This window comes from Sphaerisporangium krabiense, assembly GCF_014200435.1.
Lineage (GTDB): Bacteria > Actinomycetota > Actinomycetes > Streptosporangiales > Streptosporangiaceae > Sphaerisporangium > Sphaerisporangium krabiense.
This window is the reverse complement of the sequence record NZ_JACHBR010000001.1, coordinates 2,821,264-2,840,819: the sequence shown is the minus strand read 5'-3', so window position 1 is coordinate 2,840,819 and position 19,556 is coordinate 2,821,264. Positions and strand designations below refer to the sequence as shown.

The window sequence follows — 19,556 nt, the reverse complement described above, 5'->3', positions numbered from 1 at the left end:
AGTCGAGGCCCTTAGTCATATGCGTACATACTGCAGCTATGACGAACAACGAACCATTCATTAGCGGGATCTTCGACGACTTCGAACCGCTAGAAGCCCTATGGCCGACTGCCGACGACGATCTTCTCGCCGAAGATCCCGATTGGTGGTTCGTGGCCTGCCTCGATTTCCAGAAGGGCGAGTGGCATGGCTACACGGAAGGCTTCAAGGAAGCTGCAGATGTGATCTTTCAGCACATATCCGGCACCCGAGCCGGTCAGGATCTTCTCGTCTTTCCATTCGCTTTTTGCTGGAGACACCACACTGAGCTAGTACTGAAAAAGTTGATCAACGACCTTCGCCGCTGGTTTGGCGAGCCCTCAGAGGCTCAGTTGCGAACCCACAACATCAGACCGCTTTGGGAACGGGCGCGCCCCCTGCTGAAGCGCTGGGATGCGGTGTCTGATGATGACCTAGACAACGTCCAGAGGATCCTCCTCCAGTTGGATCAGCTCGATCCGACCTCCGCCGAGCACTTCCGCTATCCCGTCACCAATCACGGAGCTCCTACGCTTCCCAACCTCGGCCGTCTCCACATCAGACGGTTCCATGAAGCTATGGGCCGGGTGTCCAGCTTCCTCGATGCGGCGGACGGCTACTTAGCCGAGATGACTTCTCAGCGCGCTGAGTACGAAGCCGAGATGGCACGCGAAGTCGACTGGTACTAGCGCCCGAACGTGCGACTCGTTGCTGTCAGGGTTGCTGTCACTGGAGATCAAAAACGCCCCGTAGCCGGATGGCTCGGGGCGTTTTGGCTGTTCAGGAGGGGTGGTCAGGGGCGGGGTCGAACCGCCGACCTTCCGCTTTTCAGGCGGACGCTCGTACCGACTGAGCTACCTGACCCGGTGGTGGTGTTACACCTACCAGAGCGGTCCTGACGGGACTTGAACCCGCGACCTCCACCTTGACAGGGTGGCGAGCACTCCAAACTGCTCTACAGGACCTTGCTAGCTGCCCGGAGCGCCGCTCCTGGCTCTTTGCGCTCGCTTAGCCTACCAGTTCTTCGGTGGTCTTCGACCTTCCGTCGTGCTGGTGAGCCGTGGCTCGCGCGTGCCCCCAACGGGATTCGAACCCGTGCCGCCGCCTTGAAAGGGCGGTGTCCTAGGCCGCTAGACGATGGGGGCTCAGGACTCTCGCCCTGGATCCGTGACGTCTTCCGTCGGGGACTTCTGAAGCATAGGGGACTTCGCGCCCCGATGCCAAAGCGGTCACCGTCTGGTCGGCGTCACGGTGGCGGTGCCCCCTCCCGTTGGCGACGGGGTGGGAACCGGCTCTGGCAGAATTGTACGACCTGGGGCGGCTTCCAGGTGACGCTGTATCTGCACCCACTGCTCCCCGAGCCCGCCGAGGGTGACGTCGTCCCAGGCCTGCAGGCGGTGTGTGGTCCGGTCGAAGTAGAGAACGGACGCCTGGATCGGCGTGGGATCGTCGTGTTCGAGGCCGCGCAGCCCGGCGCCGCCCGTGGAACCCTGGATGATCAGCCGCGTGCCCGAGGGCATCATCTCGGTCGAGCGCTGGTGGACGTGGCCGGCCAGCACGAGCGGCACGGCCCCGCCGAACGCCCGTCCGATGGTGGGGTCGTGGACGGCGACCAGGTCAGCGACCGTCTTCCCCGCGGCCTTGTCGGCCGCAGGACCGGCCCCAGGGGACGGCGTGGGGGTCGGGGCGGCCTTGCCGCGGGAGGCCTTGGACGAGGACGGCTTGCGGCCGGTCGTGTCGAGCGCCAGCCGTTCGGCGTGGGCGCGTCCGAGCTGGGCGAGCATCGAGGCGTCCGAGTTGACGTCGACAGATTTGTCCGGTGTGAAGCGGGGGTCGCCGACCCCGTAGATCCGGAGGCCCTCGACGGTCTTGGCGCCGCCGTCGAGCACGACGGCGTTCTTCTGCTCGGCGACGGCCCGCTGCGTCCCCATGGAGTCGTGGTTGCCGCGTACGTAGACGTACGGCACTCCCAGCTTGCCGATTTCCTCGACGAACCTGTTCTCGGCCTTGGTCCCGTGATCGGCGATGTCGCCGGTGTCGACCACTAGGTTGATCTTGAACTGTTCCTTCAGGGAGCGGATCGTGTTCCACGCGAGGGGGTTGAGGTGGATGTCGGACACGTGCAGGACCCGCAGCGTGTTCGGGTCGGGCGAGTACACCGGCAGCGTGGTCCCCGCGTGGTAGAGCTGGGAGACGTTGGTCACCAGCTTGGCGAGCTGGTTCCGGTACTCGGAGAAGCGGGTCACGATCGACTCCGCGCTGCCGATGAGCGAGGGCACGCCGGTGAGCAGCCCGGTGTAGCGCGGCTCGGCGATGGAGCGGGGGTTGAAGGTCGCCGCGGAGAGGGCCGTGACGAGGCCCACGGCCAGGAGGCTGCCGAGGGACGTCCACAGGGCGCGCCGCCATGCGCGGAAGACGACCAGGCCCGCCAGGAAGCCCCCGGCCACGGCGCAGAGGGCGGACCTGATGATCAGCTCGCGCAGGCCGGCCTGGAGGTCGGCCTCGATGAGGTCGGGCAGGGTCTCGGCCCAGCGCGGGCTCTCGAGCAGCTGCTGGGCGACGTCGGCGTGGATGCCGTCCAGGCTCAGGCGGAGCCGGATCGGGCCGTGATGAGAATCGAATCTGAGCGTGCCGAGCGGGCGGACGTCCAGGACGGTCTGGCCTTGCCAGGACGGCTGCAGGCTCATCCCTATCTGCGCCGGACCCACCGCGGTGCTCACACTGGCGCCCATCGCGATCCCGAGCCAGGCCCCCGCCAACGCGACGAGGCCGATCAGAAGGACCCGGCCGGTCCCGCGTACGGCACGTCTCTCGTTCAGCCGCCGCGCGGCTTCCCTCCAGCGCATGGAATTCATCGCCTTACTGCCTACCCGAAAACGCGGGCGCACTCATAGCAGTCGCGAGTCAACAGGCGTGTCGGGATCCGTCAGGACGGCGGGACCGCTGGTCCGGGCGCGACTCCTGGTTCGCGCGCCGCGGCCGGGCGGTGACACGATTGAAGGGTGATCGACGTATCGCGGGAGAAGTTCGAGGAGCTTGTGGCCGAGGCGCTGGACACGATCCCGCCCGAGCTGGCCAAGGTCATGGAGAACGTGGTCATCGTCGTAGTGGACGATCCCCCCGAATCCGGACTTCTCGGGCTGTACACCGGGATCCCCCTCACCGAGCGCGGCGAGTGGTACTCGGGGGTGCTGCCGGACAGGATCGAGATCTACCGCAACTCGATCCTGGAGATCTGCGACACGGAGCACGATGTCATCGAGGAGGTGCGGATAACGGTAGTCCACGAAATAGCACACCATTTCGGCATCAATGATGACCGCCTCCACGAACTGGGCTGGTGAGTCCGCGGCCGCGACAAGCTGGGATTCCAGCTATTGCCTCTAATGCCGGGACAGCACACCACCTCCGGCATCATTTTTCTGTGAATAGCCGGTCAGAACGAACTGCCGCGCCATTCCTCGCGCGCTCGGGCTTCGCCAACCGCGAGCGGATCAGGCACCGTCGGTGACATACTGAACACGGTGTGTCAGTACGGCCCAGCGAGCCCAGCGGAGACATATGGCGGCGACGAGGCCAGGTCGGCTGCCGGGGCGGCACCGCCGCGCATCCGAAAGCCAGGCCACGTACAGCGAGGTCATCGCCATCGGCGAGTTCCGTTCGCTATGGCTCGGTCAGTGCCTCTCACTTCTGGGCGACCAGCTCGCCCAGGTCGCGCTGGCGCTCCTCGTCTACGAGAGAACCCGCTCCCCGCTCGCCACCGCCGCCGTCTACGCCCTCACCTACCTGCCGACCATCGTCGGCGGCCCGCTTCTCGCGGGGCTCGCCGACCGGTACGGCCGCCGCGGCATCATGATCACATGCGACCTCGTGCGGGCGCTGCTCGTCGGCCTCATGGCCGTCCCCAGCATGCCGTTCCCGGTCCTGTGCGGGCTCGTCTTCTGCGTGGTGCTGCTCAGCTCGCCGTTCACGGCCGCCCGCGCGGCGCTCCTCCCCGACATCCTCGAAGGGGACCGTTACGTCGCCGGCTCGGCCCTGCAGAACATGACCAACCAGGCGGTCCAGATGCTCGGGTTCGCCGCCGGAGCCGCCGTGATCGCCGCCATAGGGCCGTACTCCGGCCTGGCGCTCGACGCCGTCACCTTCCTGGCGTCCGCTCTGATCATCGCGGCCGGTGTGCGCCGCCGTCCTCCGCCTGACCCCGAGGACGGCGTCCACGCCTCCATGTGGAGCTCCACGAAGGCCGGGGCCCGCCTCGTCTTCGGCGACCGGCGGCTCAGAACCCTGGTGATGTTCGCCTGGCTCTGCGGCTTCTACGTGCTTCCCGAGGGCATCGCCGTGCCGTACGCCGCCACTCTGGGGGAGGATTCGCGGGACGTCACGCTGATCACCGGGCTCCTCATGGCGGCCATGCCGACGGGCACGGTCATCGGGGCCGCCGTCTTCAGCCGCCTCGTGACCCCTACGGGACGCCTGCGCGTGATGGGGTGGATGGCCATGCTCAGCTGCGCCCCGCTCATCGGATGCGCGCTACGGCCGCCGCTGGCCGTCGTCCTCTTCCTGTGGGTCCTCGCGGGAATGGGAGGCGCCTACCAGCTCGCCGCGAACGCGGCCTTCGTCCAATGCGTGCCGCCGAACCGGCGGGCGCAGGCGTTCGGGCTCGTGCAGTCGGGGCTGCTCGCGGCCCAGGGCATCGGCATCCTCGCCGGAGGCGCCGCCGCCCAGGCGCTGGGCCCAGAGCCGGTGGTCGCGCTCGCCGGAGCCTCCGGGCTCACGGTCGCGGCGCTGCTCGCCATGCTCTGGGCCGAGTCCCGTGCCGAGATAATCACCAAGGTCCGCACCCAGGCGGGCTAGAGGTTCGTGGGACGCTCGTCCGCCGGCGAGCCCGCACGGCCCTGCTGCTGTCCCGGCGCGGGGTACTGGTCGGCGTACGACGGCGCGGCGTCCTGCGGGGTACGGGCGCCACGGGCGCTCTTCACGCCCTGCTCCCAGTACGCCGCGGCCTGGTGCCACGCCGACCCGGGGTCGCTCTTCTGCTTGCCGATCAGGTCCTGGACGATCGAGGTCGGCTTGTTCTCCTCGGGGATCAGCAGCCACGCGACGGCGTAGATGCCGACCCCGAGCCCACCGAAGAAGGTGGCGACCGCGAGCCCGATCCGCAGGACGTTGGCGTCGACACCGATGAACTCGGCGGCGCCGGAGCAGACACCGGCGACGATCCTGCCCTCACGGGTGCGGCGCAGTTGCTTGGCTGTGGAGTGGCCGTGGATGTTCATCTCGTTCATGTCTCAAGACTGCCCTTAGGGCCGCTCCTCGCACATCGGGATTCCCCCTGGCCATACCCTGGTGACGCCCTGAACCCCCCTCGCCCCTTCCCCGACGCTTCGACCCACCCCTGACAGGGAACCAGTTGAGTGACACCCCGGCCACCGGACGCACCCACATCCCCCGGCAACCGGCAAGCCACTCGCACGATGCGCGGTACTCTCGTACCCTGCAACACGTACCGGGCCGCTAGCTCAATGGCAGAGCTGCGGACTTTTAATCCGTAGGTTCAGGGTTCGAGTCCCTGGCGGCCCACCTGCACAAACACCCACGGGCCGGTCTGCCTGCAAGGGTGTTTGCTAACAGTTCTGCTAACAACGGTCTACAGGCCGTCTCAGCGCGCGGGCGAGACGTCGGCCGCCGACGCCACCAGCGATCGGATCACGTGCGCGTAGCCCTGAGCGTGATCACGGGGTCGGCATGACCGAGGTGGGCAGAACCTCATGCGCCACCACACCGGCGAGCAGCAGCATGGTCGCGAGGACATACCTACTCTCCAGCATGGCTGTCTACGTAGCTTGGGTAGGACGTGTTGGCCGCCCTAGGTGGGTCCGGACGCCGCTGCACAGCTTCTCTGACGCCCCCTGAAGCCGCTGCAGCGCTGTCCCTAACCTACATTCGGCCATGGCCACCATAAGATGCTCATCTGGTGAGACGTAACCGACGCTGAGCCCGGACCGCCATCAGCACGACGATCGCCTTGGCAACCAGCCATTATTGGGACGGGGAGATCGAAAGTCCGGTGAGTCGTTCTTCAACGCCACCCATCGAGTCATCAACTGTGTTGGGCACCGCTTACGCATGCAGATCTAGGCCTCAAGTGGGGGCAGACATGTGGCCGTAGTTAAACTGTGATCCGCACGGCGCTACGGGTAACTTGCGATACTCTACCTAGAGCCGAAAGACCACGTTGAGGTGACTCGCGATCGCTTCAACGTGGTCTCAGGCATGCCAATCATCGGAGGAACTCGCGCTCCCCCCTCACACCCTAGAAAGAGTACACCCTATTTACCCCGCGGACGTCATGATCAAATAAGCGTGTACATTTGGCTGGACGTCTACGGGTTTGCGTGGGTTCCTTCGGTCCCAACGACCGGAGGTATGGTGAACATCTCTTCTTTGGCTCAGGACGACTCGCTCCTCTTAGCGGCACTGATCATGATGCTGCTTTGGCTCGTGAGTCTGATCCGCTCTCTCCTTAGAGCTCTCAGCGCAGTTACGGGCAAGGTCAAGTGGCGGCGCATCACCGTCCTGCTTGCAGCGCCTAACGGAGCATCCGGGGCCCTCGGGTAACCGCCCCGGCAAATGCGTGACCGGTAGACGCAGAGCGATCCCGGCTCTTGGCTGTACATCCATCGCTACAGCCAAGAGCCGGGCAGCCACCACAGCCATGGTGCGAAGGAAATCGCCCTCTACGGGGCCGGTCTCAGCGCGCGTGGGCGAAGATGTCAGCCGCCGACGCTTCGGCAGATCGAATCACGTGCGCATAGACCCTGAGTGTGATCGCGGGATCGGCGTGGCCGAGGCGTGCGGCGACCACATGCACCGGAACGCCAGCGAGCAGGAGTGTGGTCGCGTGAACGTGGCGAAGGTCGTGCAGGCGGGCGAGCGGGAGCGGTGGTGACGGCGTTCGTCCCTTGGCAGGGGCGTTGTACGCCTTCACAAGATCTCTGATGAGCTGGGTGACGGTGTCGGGGTAGATCGGCCGCCCGAGGCCCGTAGTGAAGACGTAGGGGTCCTTCTCTCCCTGCCATTCGTCGTCCGCGGTGTCCTCGTCGACCTCCTGCCGTGACTTGTGTGCCTTGAGGACGGCAACGGTCTCGTCGTCGAGGCTGACGACGCGGATCCGCCCGCTCTTCGTGGTTCCCTCGATGCGTTCGCCGTCGATGATGCCGGCCGACCCGGCAATGGTGATCACCTTGCCATCGAGGTTGACGTTCGACCAGCGGAGGTTGACCAGCTCACCACGTCGAGCACCGGTGTACGCGGCCAGGTGGAAGAAGGCGAACAGCCGGTGCGACCGCGCGATGGACAGGAAGGTCCGAAGCTGGTCAGGAGTCCAGACGCTCCCCGGTTCGGTATAGGTGTGTTTCGGCCGCTTGGCCCGCTCGACTGGATTGGAGGTGAGCAGTTCTTCCACTTTCACCGCGTCACCGAACGCCTTGCGCAACACGGCGTGCACGTGGTTGACCGATCGTGTCGACAGCGGTTTCCCATCCTTGCTGCCTTTGGTTCGCAGGTGGCCGTACAGCTTGGTGATCGTGCTCGGCCGGACCGCCTGTAACCGCATGTTGCCGATGTTGGGCCGCACGTAGAGCCGAATGATCATCTTGTAGTCCTTGAGGGTCCGCGGCTTGATCTCCATCGCGTGCGTCTCGATCCAGTCATCGAGATACTCAGCCACGGTGACCCTGTTCCGGTCGACGTAATCGCCACGACGTGCCTTCACCCGGGCCTCGTCCCGTGCTTCCTTGGCCTCGTCCTCGGTCACGAATCCGCCCACCCACTTGGGTTTGCTTATTCCGGTCTCCGGGTCTTTGACACGAATGACGTACGACCAGGTGTTCCCGCGCTTCATAACGCCGTCCCGCAATTTGGTCTGCGGCTTGGCCCCCTTCTTCTTGCTGGCCGGCTCATCTCCTGCCCGACCGTTCGGAGGAGTAGCGGAAGATCTGGTCACGCCGCGTTCTCCCTTTCCGTGAGCAGGCCCGCGATGTAGGCCTCAAGGCCAGCAACGGGGACGCGCCGGGATCGGTCGATGTGGAGGTAAGGAACGGCGCCGGAATTCATGAGCTGGTAGAGCTTGGCGCGGGAAATCGACAGCGCTTCCACCGCTTCAGACACGGTCAGCAGGAGCTTGGTCACGCGCTCACCCCCTCGACTGCCGCAACAGATCCGCCGGTCAATGCATCGGCAAGGACGGCGTCACCGGCGGGCAGCCCTCTTCCGACGTAGCGCCAGCGGGCGACCTTGAGAGGGGTGTCGTCCGAGAACAAGGGAAGATGGCCGGTGGCGATTTCCTGTTGCCGGACGTGGTCCATGCGGATGGTGCGGAGTTGGCCCAGGGTGAGGGAGTAGCGGCGGCTTCGGGTGGAGTAGTGGCCGCGGTAGCCGAGCATATGGGCCCAGTGGGTGAGGCGGAGTTCGGCCAGACGGGGCAGGGCTCCGAGGCGGAAGCACTCGGCGATCAGTCGGCGGGGGTGGTCGCGCAGGCCGAGGGCGTCGAGGTCCTCCAGGGGACGGATGGGGTGGTCGAGAGTACCGAAGCATTCGGCGGCTTTGGTGGCGTACTTGGCGATGTAGGCGGCGATGTTCTGTTCGGACAGGCCGCCGTTGGTGGTGATGGGGCGAATGTCGAGCTGGCGCCCCCACCGCAGGACCTGCACCGGGTCGTGGGCGGTGGTGGAGATACGGACGGAGACGGCCAGGGCAGCGCCTTGTACGGCTGTGGTCAAGACGTCGCTGGTGGCCCAGGGTGGTGGCGGTGAGGGTGGTCCATCAGGCCCGTCGAGGCGGATGACGGCGTGCAGGTGGACGACGCCACGGCGCTGGTATTCGGCGACCTTGGCGAAGGAGACGACCAGGTGTTGGCGAAGTTCGCACAGCCTGAGTCCACCGACTGTGGCGAGTCGGCGGCGGAGGGCGTCGGCGAAGCGGGCCCACAACAGGGAGGCGGTGGCGTTGAACAGCACCGAGCCGGTGTAGTCGTAGCAGTCCGGGCACAGGGGTTCGCCGAGCTGCGGATCGTCGCCGGTGTGGCGGGCGATGCAGGAGCTGACGCGTCCGTGTGGGCAGGGCCTGGCGTCACGCCGGGGGCGGCAGGGCGAGACCTTGCCGCCCTGCTCTCGTCTGGTGTGCACGAGACCGAAGGAGGGCGCGGTCAGGGTGACGAACAGGCACGGATGTTCGCTGACCGAGGCCGGGACGCCCTTGCCACCGATTAGACCGGCGCGGATGAGCTGGTAGGTGTCGCCACGGTAGGTCTTGGCGCAGGCAGGGCAGCGGCTGGCTCGGCGGGTCTTACAGGGCAGGCGCAGGATGCCGCCGGGTTCGGTGTGCGTGGTGTAGGTGTGCAGGCGCTTGCCGGTGGCGGGGTCGACGTGGGTGACGGTGCCGCGTATGTTGATGGGTTGGCGGCATCCCCCGGTCCTGCGGATCTGGGCGGCCCACCGGTCGTAGTCGGGTGCGTCGAGGCGGGCGATCATCCCTGCGATGGCGTGCGGGGCAATGGATGTTGCGGGCAAGATGGAGTCCTCCTTTCACTCGTTCGGGTGGAGGGATGGCCCCCGACCTGGCGTGTGTCTTGGCGGATGTGCGGCCAGGCCGGGGGCGCCGGGGCTATGCCCCGTGGTCGTCGATGCCGGTGCCGAAGCAGTCGGCGCAGGTGGCGCCGAGGCTGTCGAGTCCGGTGCCGTTGCAGGTACAGCAGCGGTAGCGGATGACGATCACCTCATACGCCAGGTCGCTCTCACTCATCAGGGCTGTCGGGGATAACGCATCCGGCGTAACTCGTTTCTGCGGTGAAGCGGGCGCGAACCTTGGCCAGGACGGCCGCGGCACGGTACTCGACAGGGCCGAATCGGATCGAGGTGCGGTAGTGGCCGCCGGGTATCCCGTTGGGGTCTACCTCGCTGCCCAGGTAGGCGGCGATCTTGTCGACTTCCTCACGCATCTGATCGTCGGTGGCGCGCTCGGGCATGTAGTAGGCGGTGACGGCCTGGCAGGGGGTGGGGAAGCCGGGGTTGGTGTCGAGGAAGTCGGCCAGGTCGCGAAGGCCGGAGATGTAGGCGGTCCGGTCATAGGTCATGTGGTGTTCCCCCTTCGTCAGGTGGTCAGGTCGATACGTTCGCGGTTCCCAGGTGGCGGAGCAGGTCGGATGCGAGCTGGTTGGACACGCCGAGTCGGGCGCGCAGGGCGTCCCTGCTGATCGGTTTGTGGTGCTGGGCCTGGTGGTCGGTGGCGACCTTGCGGGCGTAGTCGAGCAGTTCCGGAGACGGTCCTGATGGCTCGTCTTGGCCGTCCTGGTGGCCTGGGACGAGCGCCGGGGCCGTCAAGGACGATGGGACGGATGCCGTTGAGGACGGGGACGAGGTGGCCGTCACCGAGGACGGAACCGTAGACGGCATGGGACGGGGTACGGACGAGCGGCGTTCGAGCATCGACACGGCGACCAGGACCGCGCCCGAAGCCGCCAAACCGCAGCGCCCCATCGGACGGGACATCAAAGCCGTCTACCCCCACCGCTGGACAGTCCCCCAGCCCCTCTGGCGCCAGCTCTTCGCCTCCGCCCGCCACCAGATTGACATCCTGGTCTACAGCGGCCTGTTCCTCGCCGAGAACGCCGGCATCCTCCAGATCATCACCGAACGAGCCCAAGCCGGCGCCCAGGTCCGCATCATGCTCGGCGACCCCACCAGCCCCCACGTCACCGCCCGCGGAGCAGACGAAGGCATCGGCCCCGACCTCATGATCGCCCGCATCAAGAACGCCATCAAACTCTACGAACCGCTCCAGGCCACCGAAGGCGTAGAGGTCCGCCTACACCGCACGGTCCTCTACAACTCCATCTACCGCGCAGACGACAACCTCCTGATCAACCTCCACGCCTACGCCACCCCCGCCGCCCAAGCCCCCGTCATGCACATCCAAGCCAGCGACGACACCAGCACCGCAACGACCTACCTCACCAGCATCGACCACACCTGGGCCCGTGCCGCCCCATTCGGGCAGGCCGACGACCAAGGCACCTGATCAAGATCAGAAAGTAACTTATCTGTACGTCTGTGTACGTCTGTCAAGGGTAGCCCGCCTACGGCGGCCTGCCGCGCGTCGGGCAGCCGCTGGCCGCGCTGCGGCTCTCCGGCCGGTCGCGGCCAGCACTGCCCGCGCGCTCAGTCATCAGATGGGACGGGCCAGAAGAAAAGGCGCACCAATCGGCAGAAACATCGCTAAGCTTGCATGCCATGAGCTGGTCACTGAGCCGCCTTAAGCCTCGTGAGCCAGAATTGCTTGATGCGACGTTCTTGTCGGCTGGACGAGCGCTCTACCTGGCTAACGCATTCGAGTCGAAATGCCAATTTGTGCTAAGAATCTCGAATCTCATTGCGGTCGTGCAAGACGATCCGGTCCTGAGCCTACAAGAGGCAATTTCATCGCTTCCTGGCGAAAAGATGCTGGGGCCTACGTTGAAGGAGCTTACCCAGCACGCGTTAGGAGGGTTCAACTCCGAGGATATCGATGTTCTAGACAAGGCGCGGAAGGCTCGGAATTTCATCGCTCACGAAGGCGTAGCGATTGGGGCGATGTGGGCTGCGAGAAGCAATCAAATCCTGGATCACATGCTTCGTCTGCGTGCTGCCGTAACAGATCTGGCGCATGGAGATAACATCATTTCGCAGTGGTGTCACGGTATCGAAGAGCCAAAAGGGCCTCTGCCAAGCTTCTTCATCGAAGCGTACCCAACGATGATCGATAACTGGGTCTTTGGTCACTTTGGCGAGCTGCTCGATGTCCTTGGTTCCGGTGACTCATCAGATTAAGGAAAATAAGCTGGATGCACGGCCGAACAGCAGCGCCAGCGCTCGACCGCAGCTCTCCGTTTCACTCATCTAGTGATCGGGTTGAGGCCGTGACGATCGCTGGCTTTGGTTCTCGCCATAGAGGCTGGGGCGATCGACTGCCGCGGACCGACTTCGTCGGTCCTTGCCACCGGATGATCGTGCTGTTCAAGTGTGCTGGGAAGCGATGAGTGCATGGCGCGCGTGGACAACGCAGCATCCTGTGCTCTTGGCATGCGTCCCGTCCCGCCTAATCCCACCAATTCGCCTGTCCGCCTCATACGGAAGCCGATCTACTGCTTCCCGATCGCTTGGCCGTGGTCACCTAAAGGCGTGTCCTAATTCTCAGACTCTCGGTTCTGTGTTTCGCGACGACCAGGCCTTGACTTTCCCTCCAGATAATAGCCGGACCAGCCGAGGATCAAACTGGCTATCTGAGAGAATTCTCGACCAAGATCTCGCAATTCGTCGACTTCGAAAAACGTCTGATTTAGGCTGCCGGTCCTGCGATTCTTGGTCCAGGTGGCATCCCGCTCATCTCCTATGACGCGAAGCCCATGAACATGCTGGTTCCTTTGAGGAAAGGCTGCACGGCATCGACCTATTATCGCCGCCATCTCCTGCGCTGCCTCGTCGCTAAAAGGTCCTGCTTCAACGATGCGCTTGATTACATCCAAACTGCCAGATGCAGAGAGGCTGGCAGTTACAAGAGGTGTGTACGGGTTTTGGATCAGGCGTCGAATGGTCTGATCAAGAAAGAACTCCACCATTGCAGCGTTTCGGACCATATATCCGAGGGCCGCATCAGTTTCTTCCTGACGATCGCTGAGATTCGGAGAGTTGGGAGTTGTATCAGATGCCATGCGTACATTATGCCGGATGTCGAGTGCCTCGGGCGTGATTACGAGAAATCCTACGTAGTGATGCATATGGACAGCCACCCCTGACCTCCACTGGGGTCATCGGCGCTAGGGCGGTCGGCCCGCCTGAAAAGCGGAAGGCGGTAGTTCGGCTCTGCCCTAACTACCATACCTGAAAGCCCAAAAGCCCCGAGCGGATCAGGCCAAGGGCTTTGATACTGACAGCGGAGCCGTAGATCAGGTGTGGTCGAACTAACGCTCTCGCACCCTCCGTAGGGCTTGGAGAACCATTCCTCGCTCACAACCTGTTTGCGACGATAGTTCAGGAAGTCAAGCGACCGTCTACTTTTGGACCGGGAATGGAGTTCCTTCGGCTGGCACCTTGGGCAGCTCCGTCAGCGTCTTGCGGGCAGGAACGACATGTATAGGTTGGCTAAATGTACTAATGCGTAATCGTATGATCAACGCCGCAGTCGTGAATCACCTCCCATGCTGCACGAAAGATACGGTCATAGGATTGGATTTCCACGCGATTGTGCGCTTCAAGCTCCCTAATTCGATCGTCACCGTTTAAATCGTGGAATTTCTTCTCGCTTCTGCCGATGATAATCACGCCTCGGAAATTCGGTGCGAGACGGGGATATCCTTCAAGGGAGGTGCCGTTTGAGCCTCGCCGTTCGATCCATCCTCGCCACCGGCTGATCTGATCGATGCCTTCTCTGAGCTGTTCGTCAGGCTTAGCTTGACCCGGCTTCGCAGTGTCGACGAAGAGGGTGGATTTCGGACTCTGGAGTTCAATTAGCGTCCACGCTAATCCACCGCTATCCATCCGCGCGATTGCGAAGTCTGGTACGTAATTCGCTCCGAGGCGCGGGGATGCTTTGAACCAACGGCAGCCGTATGCTACGTCTGTATTCACGAGCAGGTGGGGCCGTTCTTTGAGAAATGCTTGCATTGGGGCCTCGTTACTCGCCGATTCGATTTCGGATCTAAGGGCCACCAGATCCCCAGCGGTAATGCGATGCCGATAATCACATAAACGAACAAACCCGGTGCGAGTTAATGTGTGATCGTAGTGATGAACATATTGCTGGTATTGTGTATTTACGTCCATTGGCAACCTTTCGGTCTGGTTGTGCTCGGCATCGACTGCGGTTGCGAGCGGCTGCGCACCGTCCAGAATGACCACTAGGCGCCCTTCGGGATCAGCAAGTTCACTACTGATGTGAAAGCGTTACCTATCAGTGATGGTGAGTGGCGGAAATCTGTGTAGGTGTGCCAGTGCGTCCATCACGTCAGTTACGACACGATCCTGCTGATGTGGAAGGATCGGGTTGAGCTCCGTGGTTGACCCACATCGTGCTTAGGCCGGCTGTGCGACCGCCGATGATGTCCTTGATGGGATTATCGCCCACCATCCAGCCGCCGTTTCTCAACGATGCCCCGCACCGATGCGCGGCGGTCTCGAACAGGCTGACATCTGGCTTGCGGACCCCTTCGGCGCATTGCTGCACAGTGCCACGCTACTTGGCGGCCTTGGGGCTGAGGTGGGACGATCGCCGACTTCGGGTCTCCTCGTAGGTGGTTCGGGCGATCGGCTGCCGCACCGCCCCGGTGCTGGGCCCTGGCAGGCCTGCGCTCCGGGGCCGACTTGCCATCGGGAGAGCGGATTGCGGCTGTCACTCGCGGTCGGGATCTTGCTAACGGAGGTGCTAACAACGTCCGTGGACACCGACAGATGAGCATGGAAAATGATCAATTTTGTACGCCCTCTGGGCTGGGCGCGGCCGCAGCAGTGGACGTCCATGGACGATCTTCGGCCGACTTTTAATCCGTAGGTTCAGGGTTCGAGTCCCTGGCGGCCCACCAGCCAAAACACCTGTCGTGGATCTTGATTTTCCCGCCACTACAGCCATCCACTACAGCCAAGAGGGCCGGACTCCTGCTCAGGGAGACCGACCCTCGTTCTCGTGTCCTCATGCGAACAACTTCTTGGCCACCGCATCGACGGCCGCCCGCTCCACCTCGGGCAGCACATGCGCGTACGTGTTCATAGTGAGCCCGATCTGACTGTGCCCCAGGGTCTTTATCACCGTCCTCGGCGAGGCCCCACAGGCGATCAGGAACGACGCGCAGGCGTGGCGAAGGTCGTGCAGCCGCAGCCAGTCAAGCGGCGGCGCGCCGCGCCGCCGTACGCCCCGCGCGCGCATGCGGCCTGGGGGTCGGTCACGGCGCGGGCACCGCGCGGGGCATCCCCGTAGGCGCCCCCCGCCGTACCTCGGTGCCTCGCCAACCAACGGCCCGCCGCCGCCCAGGCGCTCCGAGCCTCCTCGGATGCATTCCCTTGTACCTGCTCGCATCGATCACGTTCCGCATTCACGTGGTGCAGCGTCCAGAAAGCCAGGCCCATAGCGACCGCCAGAGTGAGCACCCAAAGAGCGAGCCCCACTGGCAGCGACAGGGGCATAAACGCCGCCGCCATCGCACTTGTGGCCGCTGAGATGAAAAGAGAAGCCTCCGCTGGCGCATGAGCCAAGTGTGCACCTTGGTGGCTTTGATTGAAGGGTCGTAGGTGGCCGAGGTATGGGTGAGCCGTCACACCACTACAGGTTGCGATCGCGCTGTGGCTGGTCACTATACGGGGTTGAGGGCGATCGAGGGTCCGGGACTTCGTTCCTCAGCCCCGGCCTATCGGATGGCCAGGTTGCGGTAAGCGGCCGTGCCGGGGGTTATGGATGACAGACGGGACGATCGGGCAGATGAAGTAGTGCGGATATGTCGGCAGAGCCCACCTTTTTCGCCTACTGTTCGCCCATGCCCCTCAATCAACGAACGCGCCGCCTGCTGACAGGCCAGGTCACGCTCTCCAGGGGAATAGGTCTCGCTCTAATAGGTTTTGCTCTAGTTATAGGCAGCCTCGTAGCGATCCACCTACGACTTGGTAGCGTCCGCCTCACGCTGGCAGAGGGACACGCCATGCTGAACGGGCCAGGTGTCAGCGGTTCCTTCCAGACGGACAACGGTCTGACCGCCCTCGTCCCGGGAGAGGTGCCATGGACCGATCGAGAGGGCAACCAGCATCACGGAGACCGACCCGAATGCCTCTGGGATGAAGATCCGTCCGACAAGATGAATCGAAGCGGGGGAGCCCGCGTGGAAGCGGGATACAGGTGGGTTGACATCCCGGGTGGGGGTTCTTATCCCCTGGTCATGTGGCTTCGCTCGCTGCCCATAGCCTGCCGATTGTGCAATGCCTTGGCTGTACAGCTACAGCCAAGAGGGCGGCCGACGGCGGAAGTCCGCGAACGTCCACGGACACCACGCCCGCAGGTCGGAGCTCCCTAGCTTGATCGAATCGTCTTCTTTTAATCCGTAGGTTCAGGGTTCGAGTCCCTGGCGGCCCACCACCAATGAACTGGGCAGACGCTCAGATCCCATGATCCGGAAGTGCCTGCCCAGGGTTGCAGTTCGGGTTGCAGTTGTTAGAAGCGGGTTGCAGTCGCCGGCCTCAGTCATCCCACAGCGCCCGGACCCATCCGCGCCGCCGCATCGCTTGCCAGCTTCGACGTGACGTGGGTGTACCGCTTGGTCGTGGTGAGCTGTGAATGGCCGAGGATCTCTTGCACGACGCTGATATCCACGCCTTGCTCCAGGAGCAACGTGGCCGCCGTGTGGCGGGCATCGTGTACGCGGGCATCCTTGCTGACCTGGGCGGCCCGGAGAAGGTCTTTCCACTCGTCCCAGTCGTCCCCGGGATCGATCGGGGAGCCATCCACCCGCATCCAGACGAGATCCATACCGCGCCACTTCTTGCCCGCGGCTTTCTCCTCGGAACGCTGTGCCGCCTGATGCAGCTTCAGCAGCGGGATAAGCGGCGGTGGAATCAACACCGTCCGTCTTCCCTTGCCCTTTGGCTTCACGAACGCCCAGCCCCCGATCCGATCAGGGCAGGACGGAGCGTGACCGGCGCAATCGGGAGGACAGAATCTTGGGCACTTGCCCCCGTGTTCCCGGCACCTCGGAGGGCACCGCCGAAGACACACATGCCGCCGGCCAGACGTCCGCTTGGCCTTTGCGCAGTCTTTCGGACATGGGTACTGGTGCAGCCGTTCACCGCACGCATGGGGATCGTCGCACCCATGACGGAAACGCTGCCGCTTGATCTGCCAGAAGACCTGGATAACGCCCCTGTCCAGATCGATGTACTTCCATCGCAGCCCGAGTGCCTCACACTGCCGAAGTCCTAGAGCGAGGGCCACAGACCACCGCGTACCGTTTCGCCGGTCTTTGGCGCTCTCCAGTACGGCACGCGCCTCAGCGGCCGTCAGGGGCTCGATCTCGACTTCCTCACCGGTCGGGGCGTCGATGAGCGTGCAGACGTTCCGAGCGATCACCTCACGGCGTACGGCGATCTTCAGGCCCTGGACAGAATGCGGGGAATCTGCAACGCCCTGTTCTCGGCGAGATTCTGCTTTCCGAGCCAGACGTGTAAGCGTCAAGGCGACGGTTCTCCGCGCCGCCGCACGGCCCGCCGCCCGCTGCACCAAGCACCCGCCGCACCAAGCCACACCCGCTGACCAGAGACGCGCCGTCGCTCCACCGACCGTCCTCATGGTTCGCTTGGGCAGACAGCCTCAAACCGGTGAGGTCGGGAGCTAGGTACTGGCGGATGTTCTCGTAACATGCATGCGATCATGGGTGAATGGACGATGATCCGTTGTTTGAGTCAGTTCGTCAAATAATCAATCTGCGTGATCCTGAGGGATTGCTGGAGGCCGGTGCGCCTCTTGATGAGTACGACTCCGAGGTTAAGGACCTCGTCGTGTTGGTACGAGGGAAAGAAGTGATCACCGCGGATTCCGTCGCTGCGGTCTTTGATCGTTGGTTCGGCGGGTCATTTTGGACAGCCCACCGCCCGACCGAGGTAGACCAGGTCGCCACTGAGCTGGAGTCGATGCGCCGAAGGCTCCAGAGCTGATGGCCAGCGCGGTACTGCGGTTCCGTCCTCCTCGCTGCTCAAGTTTCCCGGTTGAGGCCGCAGCCTCAGGATCACGGGACGAATGGTCCTGATAAAGGAAGCGGTCGCCAGTGATCACCACCCGGCACGGGTTGCAGTTCGGGTTGCAATTCAGGGGATCCAAAGTCGTTCAAGGTGGACCACGTATGCCCGCTGACCTGCATTGAACTGTCTAGAACCATGATCGTCCGAGCTTTGATCCGTAGGTTCAGGGTTCGAGTCCGTGGCGGCCCACCAGCCAAAACACCCCGGAACGGTGACCGTGCGAGGGTGTTTGCTAACACTCCCGTTAACAGCCGCCCACGGGGTCGGCTTCAGCGTTTAAGCGAACACGTCGGCCGCCGATGCTCGCAGCCGGCAAGCGCCTGCTCGAGCAGGGGGATCGCGCGGGCTAGGTCGCCCGTCGACCGGTAGGCACCAGCGAGGTTGTTGCGGCTGGCAAGGGTGTGGGGGTGGTCGGCGCCCAGCATGCCGGGATCAGTGCGGTGATCAGCGGCTATGGTCACCGGCTGTGCCGTTGTGGGAGGTAGAGCCCTCGGTGCCGTGGTGGGGCGCGGGGCCGTGCCAGTCGAGGCATATGACGGTGGCGTCGTCGGGCATGTGACCGTCGCAGGCCCGCAGCACCGCAGCGGTCAGCGCTTGGACGACCTGTCTGGGGTGCAGGTCGTGGGTCTCACGCAGGAGGGCGGGCAGGTCGACGGCTTCGGCCACGCGCTCCTGCATGCCGTCGGTCAGCAGGATCAGCCGGTCCCCGGGGCGCAGGTCCAGCTGCTGGACGTGGTAGGAGCCAAGATCGTCCACGCCGAAGGGGAGGTCGGCGTCGAGGGGCACCTCCGTCACCGCGCCGTCGCGCAGGCGCAGCGGGTGCGGGTGACCGGCGTTGACCAGCTCGACCTTGGTCCCGTCCAGGCGGATGCGCAGCAGTTGCCCGGTGGTCAAAGCGCCGCGGGCGTGGTCGATCAGGGCCTGGTTGGTGCGGCGTGCCTGCTCGGCGATGCCGGCCTCCGCGCGGCGGGCTCCGCGCAGGGCGTTCACCGTGAGGGTGGCCAGCAGCGCCGCGTCGACGTCATGACCCATGGCGTCGGTGATCGAGACGTGCAGGGTCTCACGGTCGAGGGTGTAGTCGTAGGTGTCGCCGCCGATGGCGTCGGCGGGCACCAAGCCCGCGGCGAGGGTGAAGGTGTTGGCCTCACAGCAGGAGGCGTCCGGCAGGAGCTGGTGCTGGATCTCGGCGGCCAGGCTGAGCGGCGTGGTGCGCCGGCCCCACTGGTAGAGGTCGGTGAAGCGCCGATCGGTGACGATGATGTAGGCCAGCGCGTGCGCGGCCTCGGCCACTTGGTCCAGCACTTCCGCGTCGCAGTGGGGCAGGGTCACCTCCAGGACGCCGATCGTGTCGCCGCGGTTGGTGACCGGCGCGATCACCCGCTGCGTCGTTCCACCGTCCGGCACCTGGTACGGGTCCTGCGTGCACAGCACCCTCTCGTAGTCGCTGCCGTCGAGCAGGACGCGCTCGGCATGGTCTCCGTTCTGGGACTCGGGGGTCTCACTCACCCGCACCAGCTCGTGTTCGATGAAGTCGACGTGCAGGAAGGACACCCGCTCGGCTCCGAACCGCTCCCGCAGGTTCCGCGCCACCACATCCAGCGACTCCATCGGCGCGGCGTCCTCAGCCTCTTGGAGCACCTCCGCCAGATGCAATCGACGCTCGCCCATACCTCCAGCCTTCCCTCTGGTCGCACCGGATCACATAGGTGGTCCCGGAGCGGTCTGGATGGCAAA

At 64.3% G+C, this 19,556-nt stretch carries 21 protein-coding genes and 4 tRNA genes; 7 read left to right on the top strand and 18 right to left on the bottom strand.

All coding sequences use genetic code 11. The features are described from left to right. The first annotated feature begins 38 nt into the window (after positions 1–38). Complete coding sequence (locus BJ981_RS12730; RefSeq protein WP_184611072.1) at positions 39–707, top strand: hypothetical protein; 669 nt, start codon at positions 39–41, stop codon at positions 705–707. Between the two features lie 101 nt (positions 708–808). Here the strand turns inward: BJ981_RS12730 and BJ981_RS12725 are convergent. The 4 genes from BJ981_RS12725 to BJ981_RS12710 all read right to left on the bottom strand — a co-directional run bounded on the left by BJ981_RS12725 (position 809) and on the right by BJ981_RS12710 (position 2,864). Beyond that, a tRNA-Phe gene (locus BJ981_RS12725) sits at positions 809–882 on the bottom strand. A 26-nt stretch (positions 883–908) separates the two neighbouring features. Continuing rightward, positions 909–983: transfer RNA gene (locus tag BJ981_RS12720), tRNA-Asp, on the bottom strand. 107 nt (positions 984–1,090) lie between these two features. Further along, positions 1,091–1,163, bottom strand: a tRNA-Glu gene (locus BJ981_RS12715). An 84-nt stretch (positions 1,164–1,247) separates the two neighbouring features. Beyond that, the gene (locus BJ981_RS12710; RefSeq protein WP_239139795.1) at positions 1,248–2,864 is read right to left on the bottom strand and encodes a metallophosphoesterase family protein; all 1,617 of its coding nucleotides are present in this window, start codon (positions 2,862–2,864) and stop codon (positions 1,248–1,250) included. Positions 2,865–3,020: 156 nt separating this feature from the next. Here BJ981_RS12710 and BJ981_RS12705 point away from each other — a divergent pair, with 156 nt between their 5' ends. Beyond that, entirely contained in the window at positions 3,021–3,362 is a 342-nt protein-coding gene (locus BJ981_RS12705) for a metallopeptidase family protein (protein WP_184611068.1), read from the top strand. 217 nt (positions 3,363–3,579) lie between these two features. Continuing rightward, on the top strand, positions 3,580–4,872 hold the full coding sequence (locus tag BJ981_RS12700; protein ID WP_184611066.1) for an MFS transporter: 1,293 nt from the start codon (positions 3,580–3,582) through the stop codon (positions 4,870–4,872). Here BJ981_RS12700 and BJ981_RS12695 read toward each other — a convergent pair. Next, positions 4,869–5,303 carry a PspC domain-containing protein gene (locus tag BJ981_RS12695; RefSeq protein WP_239139796.1) on the bottom strand — a complete coding sequence of 145 codons (435 nt, stop codon included), beginning with the start codon at positions 5,301–5,303 and terminating at the stop codon, positions 4,869–4,871. The two genes, BJ981_RS12700 and BJ981_RS12695, sit on opposite strands and share 4 nt — an antisense overlap. Before the next feature lie 223 nt (positions 5,304–5,526). Here BJ981_RS12695 and BJ981_RS12690 point away from each other — a divergent pair. After that, positions 5,527–5,598: transfer RNA gene (locus BJ981_RS12690), tRNA-Lys, on the top strand. Between the two features lie 1,171 nt (positions 5,599–6,769). On the opposite strand, the gene BJ981_RS12685 is transcribed toward BJ981_RS12690, so the two are convergent. From BJ981_RS12685 to BJ981_RS12660, 6 genes are all read right to left on the bottom strand, one after another. Beyond that, positions 6,770–8,023, bottom strand: coding sequence for a site-specific integrase (locus tag BJ981_RS12685; protein WP_239139797.1), 1,254 nt, complete (start codon positions 8,021–8,023; stop codon positions 6,770–6,772). Then, positions 8,020–8,208, bottom strand: a complete 189-nt coding sequence (locus BJ981_RS12680) for a helix-turn-helix domain-containing protein (protein WP_184611064.1) — start codon at positions 8,206–8,208, stop codon at positions 8,020–8,022. The genes BJ981_RS12685 and BJ981_RS12680 overlap by 4 nt, the downstream gene beginning before the upstream one ends. Then, positions 8,205–9,548, bottom strand: coding sequence for a replication initiator (locus tag BJ981_RS12675; RefSeq protein ID WP_184611062.1), 1,344 nt, complete (start codon positions 9,546–9,548; stop codon positions 8,205–8,207). Before BJ981_RS12675 ends, BJ981_RS12680 begins: the two co-directional genes overlap by 4 nt. Before the next feature lie 133 nt (positions 9,549–9,681). Next, positions 9,682–9,819, bottom strand: coding sequence for a hypothetical protein (locus BJ981_RS12670; protein WP_184611060.1), 138 nt, complete (start codon positions 9,817–9,819; stop codon positions 9,682–9,684). After that, positions 9,812–10,150 carry a hypothetical protein gene (locus tag BJ981_RS12665; protein WP_184611058.1) on the bottom strand — a complete coding sequence of 113 codons (339 nt, stop codon included), beginning with the start codon at positions 10,148–10,150 and terminating at the stop codon, positions 9,812–9,814. Before BJ981_RS12665 ends, BJ981_RS12670 begins: the two co-directional genes overlap by 8 nt. Before the next feature lie 25 nt (positions 10,151–10,175). After that, a complete protein-coding gene (locus BJ981_RS12660) occupies positions 10,176–10,397 on the bottom strand; it encodes a hypothetical protein (RefSeq protein ID WP_184611055.1) in 222 nt (73 codons plus the stop codon). A 37-nt stretch (positions 10,398–10,434) separates the two neighbouring features. Here BJ981_RS12660 and BJ981_RS12655 point away from each other — a divergent pair, with 37 nt between their 5' ends. Both BJ981_RS12655 and BJ981_RS12650 read left to right on the top strand, forming a co-directional pair. Beyond that, positions 10,435–11,094, top strand: coding sequence for a phospholipase D-like domain-containing protein (locus BJ981_RS12655; RefSeq protein WP_184611053.1), 660 nt, complete (start codon positions 10,435–10,437; stop codon positions 11,092–11,094). A 212-nt stretch (positions 11,095–11,306) separates the two neighbouring features. Further along, on the top strand, positions 11,307–11,882 hold the full coding sequence (locus tag BJ981_RS12650; protein ID WP_184611051.1) for a hypothetical protein: 576 nt from the start codon (positions 11,307–11,309) through the stop codon (positions 11,880–11,882). A 356-nt stretch (positions 11,883–12,238) separates the two neighbouring features. On the opposite strand, the gene BJ981_RS12645 is transcribed toward BJ981_RS12650, so the two are convergent. From BJ981_RS12645 to BJ981_RS38015, 5 genes are all read right to left on the bottom strand, one after another. Next, on the bottom strand, positions 12,239–12,763 hold the full coding sequence (locus tag BJ981_RS12645) for a hypothetical protein (protein ID WP_184611049.1): 525 nt from the start codon (positions 12,761–12,763) through the stop codon (positions 12,239–12,241). 439 nt (positions 12,764–13,202) lie between these two features. Next, complete coding sequence (locus BJ981_RS12640) at positions 13,203–13,949, bottom strand: Shedu anti-phage system protein SduA domain-containing protein (protein WP_184611047.1); 747 nt, start codon at positions 13,947–13,949, stop codon at positions 13,203–13,205. Between the two features lie 106 nt (positions 13,950–14,055). After that, positions 14,056–14,274, bottom strand: coding sequence for an HAD hydrolase-like protein (locus BJ981_RS39120; protein ID WP_184611045.1), 219 nt, complete (start codon positions 14,272–14,274; stop codon positions 14,056–14,058). A 462-nt stretch (positions 14,275–14,736) separates the two neighbouring features. Beyond that, a complete protein-coding gene (locus BJ981_RS37480) occupies positions 14,737–14,970 on the bottom strand; it encodes a tyrosine-type recombinase/integrase (RefSeq protein WP_204070768.1) in 234 nt (77 codons plus the stop codon). A gap of 1,302 nt (positions 14,971–16,272) precedes the next feature. Next, positions 16,273–17,373, bottom strand: coding sequence for a tyrosine-type recombinase/integrase (locus BJ981_RS38015; RefSeq protein WP_239139798.1), 1,101 nt, complete (start codon positions 17,371–17,373; stop codon positions 16,273–16,275). A gap of 89 nt (positions 17,374–17,462) precedes the next feature. Here BJ981_RS38015 and BJ981_RS12620 point away from each other — a divergent pair, with 89 nt between their 5' ends. Next, entirely contained in the window at positions 17,463–17,738 is a 276-nt protein-coding gene (locus BJ981_RS12620) for a hypothetical protein (RefSeq protein WP_184611040.1), read from the top strand. 353 nt (positions 17,739–18,091) lie between these two features. Here BJ981_RS12620 and BJ981_RS39630 read toward each other — a convergent pair whose 3' ends face one another. Together BJ981_RS39630 and BJ981_RS12610 are read right to left on the bottom strand one after the other, a co-directional pair. Continuing rightward, the gene (locus BJ981_RS39630) at positions 18,092–18,247 is read right to left on the bottom strand and encodes a tetratricopeptide repeat protein (protein WP_184611038.1); all 156 of its coding nucleotides are present in this window, start codon (positions 18,245–18,247) and stop codon (positions 18,092–18,094) included. Between the two features lie 19 nt (positions 18,248–18,266). Then, positions 18,267–19,490 (bottom strand): PP2C family protein-serine/threonine phosphatase, encoded by a 1,224-nt coding sequence (locus tag BJ981_RS12610; protein ID WP_184611036.1) that lies wholly within the window; start codon positions 19,488–19,490, stop codon positions 18,267–18,269. Positions 19,491–19,556 lie beyond the last annotated feature (66 nt).

What these genes read in the sequence shown, in the direction of transcription:
- BJ981_RS12695 (WP_239139796.1), bottom strand. Translation starts at nt 5,303, where the DNA reads ATGAACGAGATGAACATCCACGGCCACTCCACAGCCAAGCAACTGCGC.
- BJ981_RS12610 (WP_184611036.1), bottom strand. Translation starts at nt 19,490, where the DNA reads ATGGGCGAGCGTCGATTGCATCTGGCGGAGGTGCTCCAAGAGGCTGAG.
- BJ981_RS12665 (WP_184611058.1), bottom strand. Translation starts at nt 10,150, where the DNA reads ATGACCTATGACCGGACCGCCTACATCTCCGGCCTTCGCGACCTGGCC.
- BJ981_RS39630 (WP_184611038.1), bottom strand. Translation starts at nt 18,247, where the DNA reads ATGCTGGGCGCCGACCACCCCCACACCCTTGCCAGCCGCAACAACCTC.
- BJ981_RS12620 (WP_184611040.1), top strand. Translation starts at nt 17,463, where the DNA reads ATGGACGATGATCCGTTGTTTGAGTCAGTTCGTCAAATAATCAATCTG.
- BJ981_RS12730 (WP_184611072.1), top strand. Translation starts at nt 39, where the DNA reads ATGACGAACAACGAACCATTCATTAGCGGGATCTTCGACGACTTCGAA.
- BJ981_RS12700 (WP_184611066.1), top strand. Translation starts at nt 3,580, where the DNA reads ATGGCGGCGACGAGGCCAGGTCGGCTGCCGGGGCGGCACCGCCGCGCA.
- BJ981_RS12710 (WP_239139795.1), bottom strand. Translation starts at nt 2,864, where the DNA reads ATGCGCTGGAGGGAAGCCGCGCGGCGGCTGAACGAGAGACGTGCCGTA.
- BJ981_RS12650 (WP_184611051.1), top strand. Translation starts at nt 11,307, where the DNA reads ATGAGCTGGTCACTGAGCCGCCTTAAGCCTCGTGAGCCAGAATTGCTT.
- BJ981_RS12675 (WP_184611062.1), bottom strand. Translation starts at nt 9,548, where the DNA reads ATGATCGCCCGCCTCGACGCACCCGACTACGACCGGTGGGCCGCCCAG.
- BJ981_RS12645 (WP_184611049.1), bottom strand. Translation starts at nt 12,763, where the DNA reads ATGGCATCTGATACAACTCCCAACTCTCCGAATCTCAGCGATCGTCAG.
- BJ981_RS12670 (WP_184611060.1), bottom strand. Translation starts at nt 9,819, where the DNA reads ATGAGTGAGAGCGACCTGGCGTATGAGGTGATCGTCATCCGCTACCGC.
- BJ981_RS38015 (WP_239139798.1), bottom strand. Translation starts at nt 17,373, where the DNA reads ATGAGGACGGTCGGTGGAGCGACGGCGCGTCTCTGGTCAGCGGGTGTG.
- BJ981_RS37480 (WP_204070768.1), bottom strand. Translation starts at nt 14,970, where the DNA reads ATGCGCGCGCGGGGCGTACGGCGGCGCGGCGCGCCGCCGCTTGACTGG.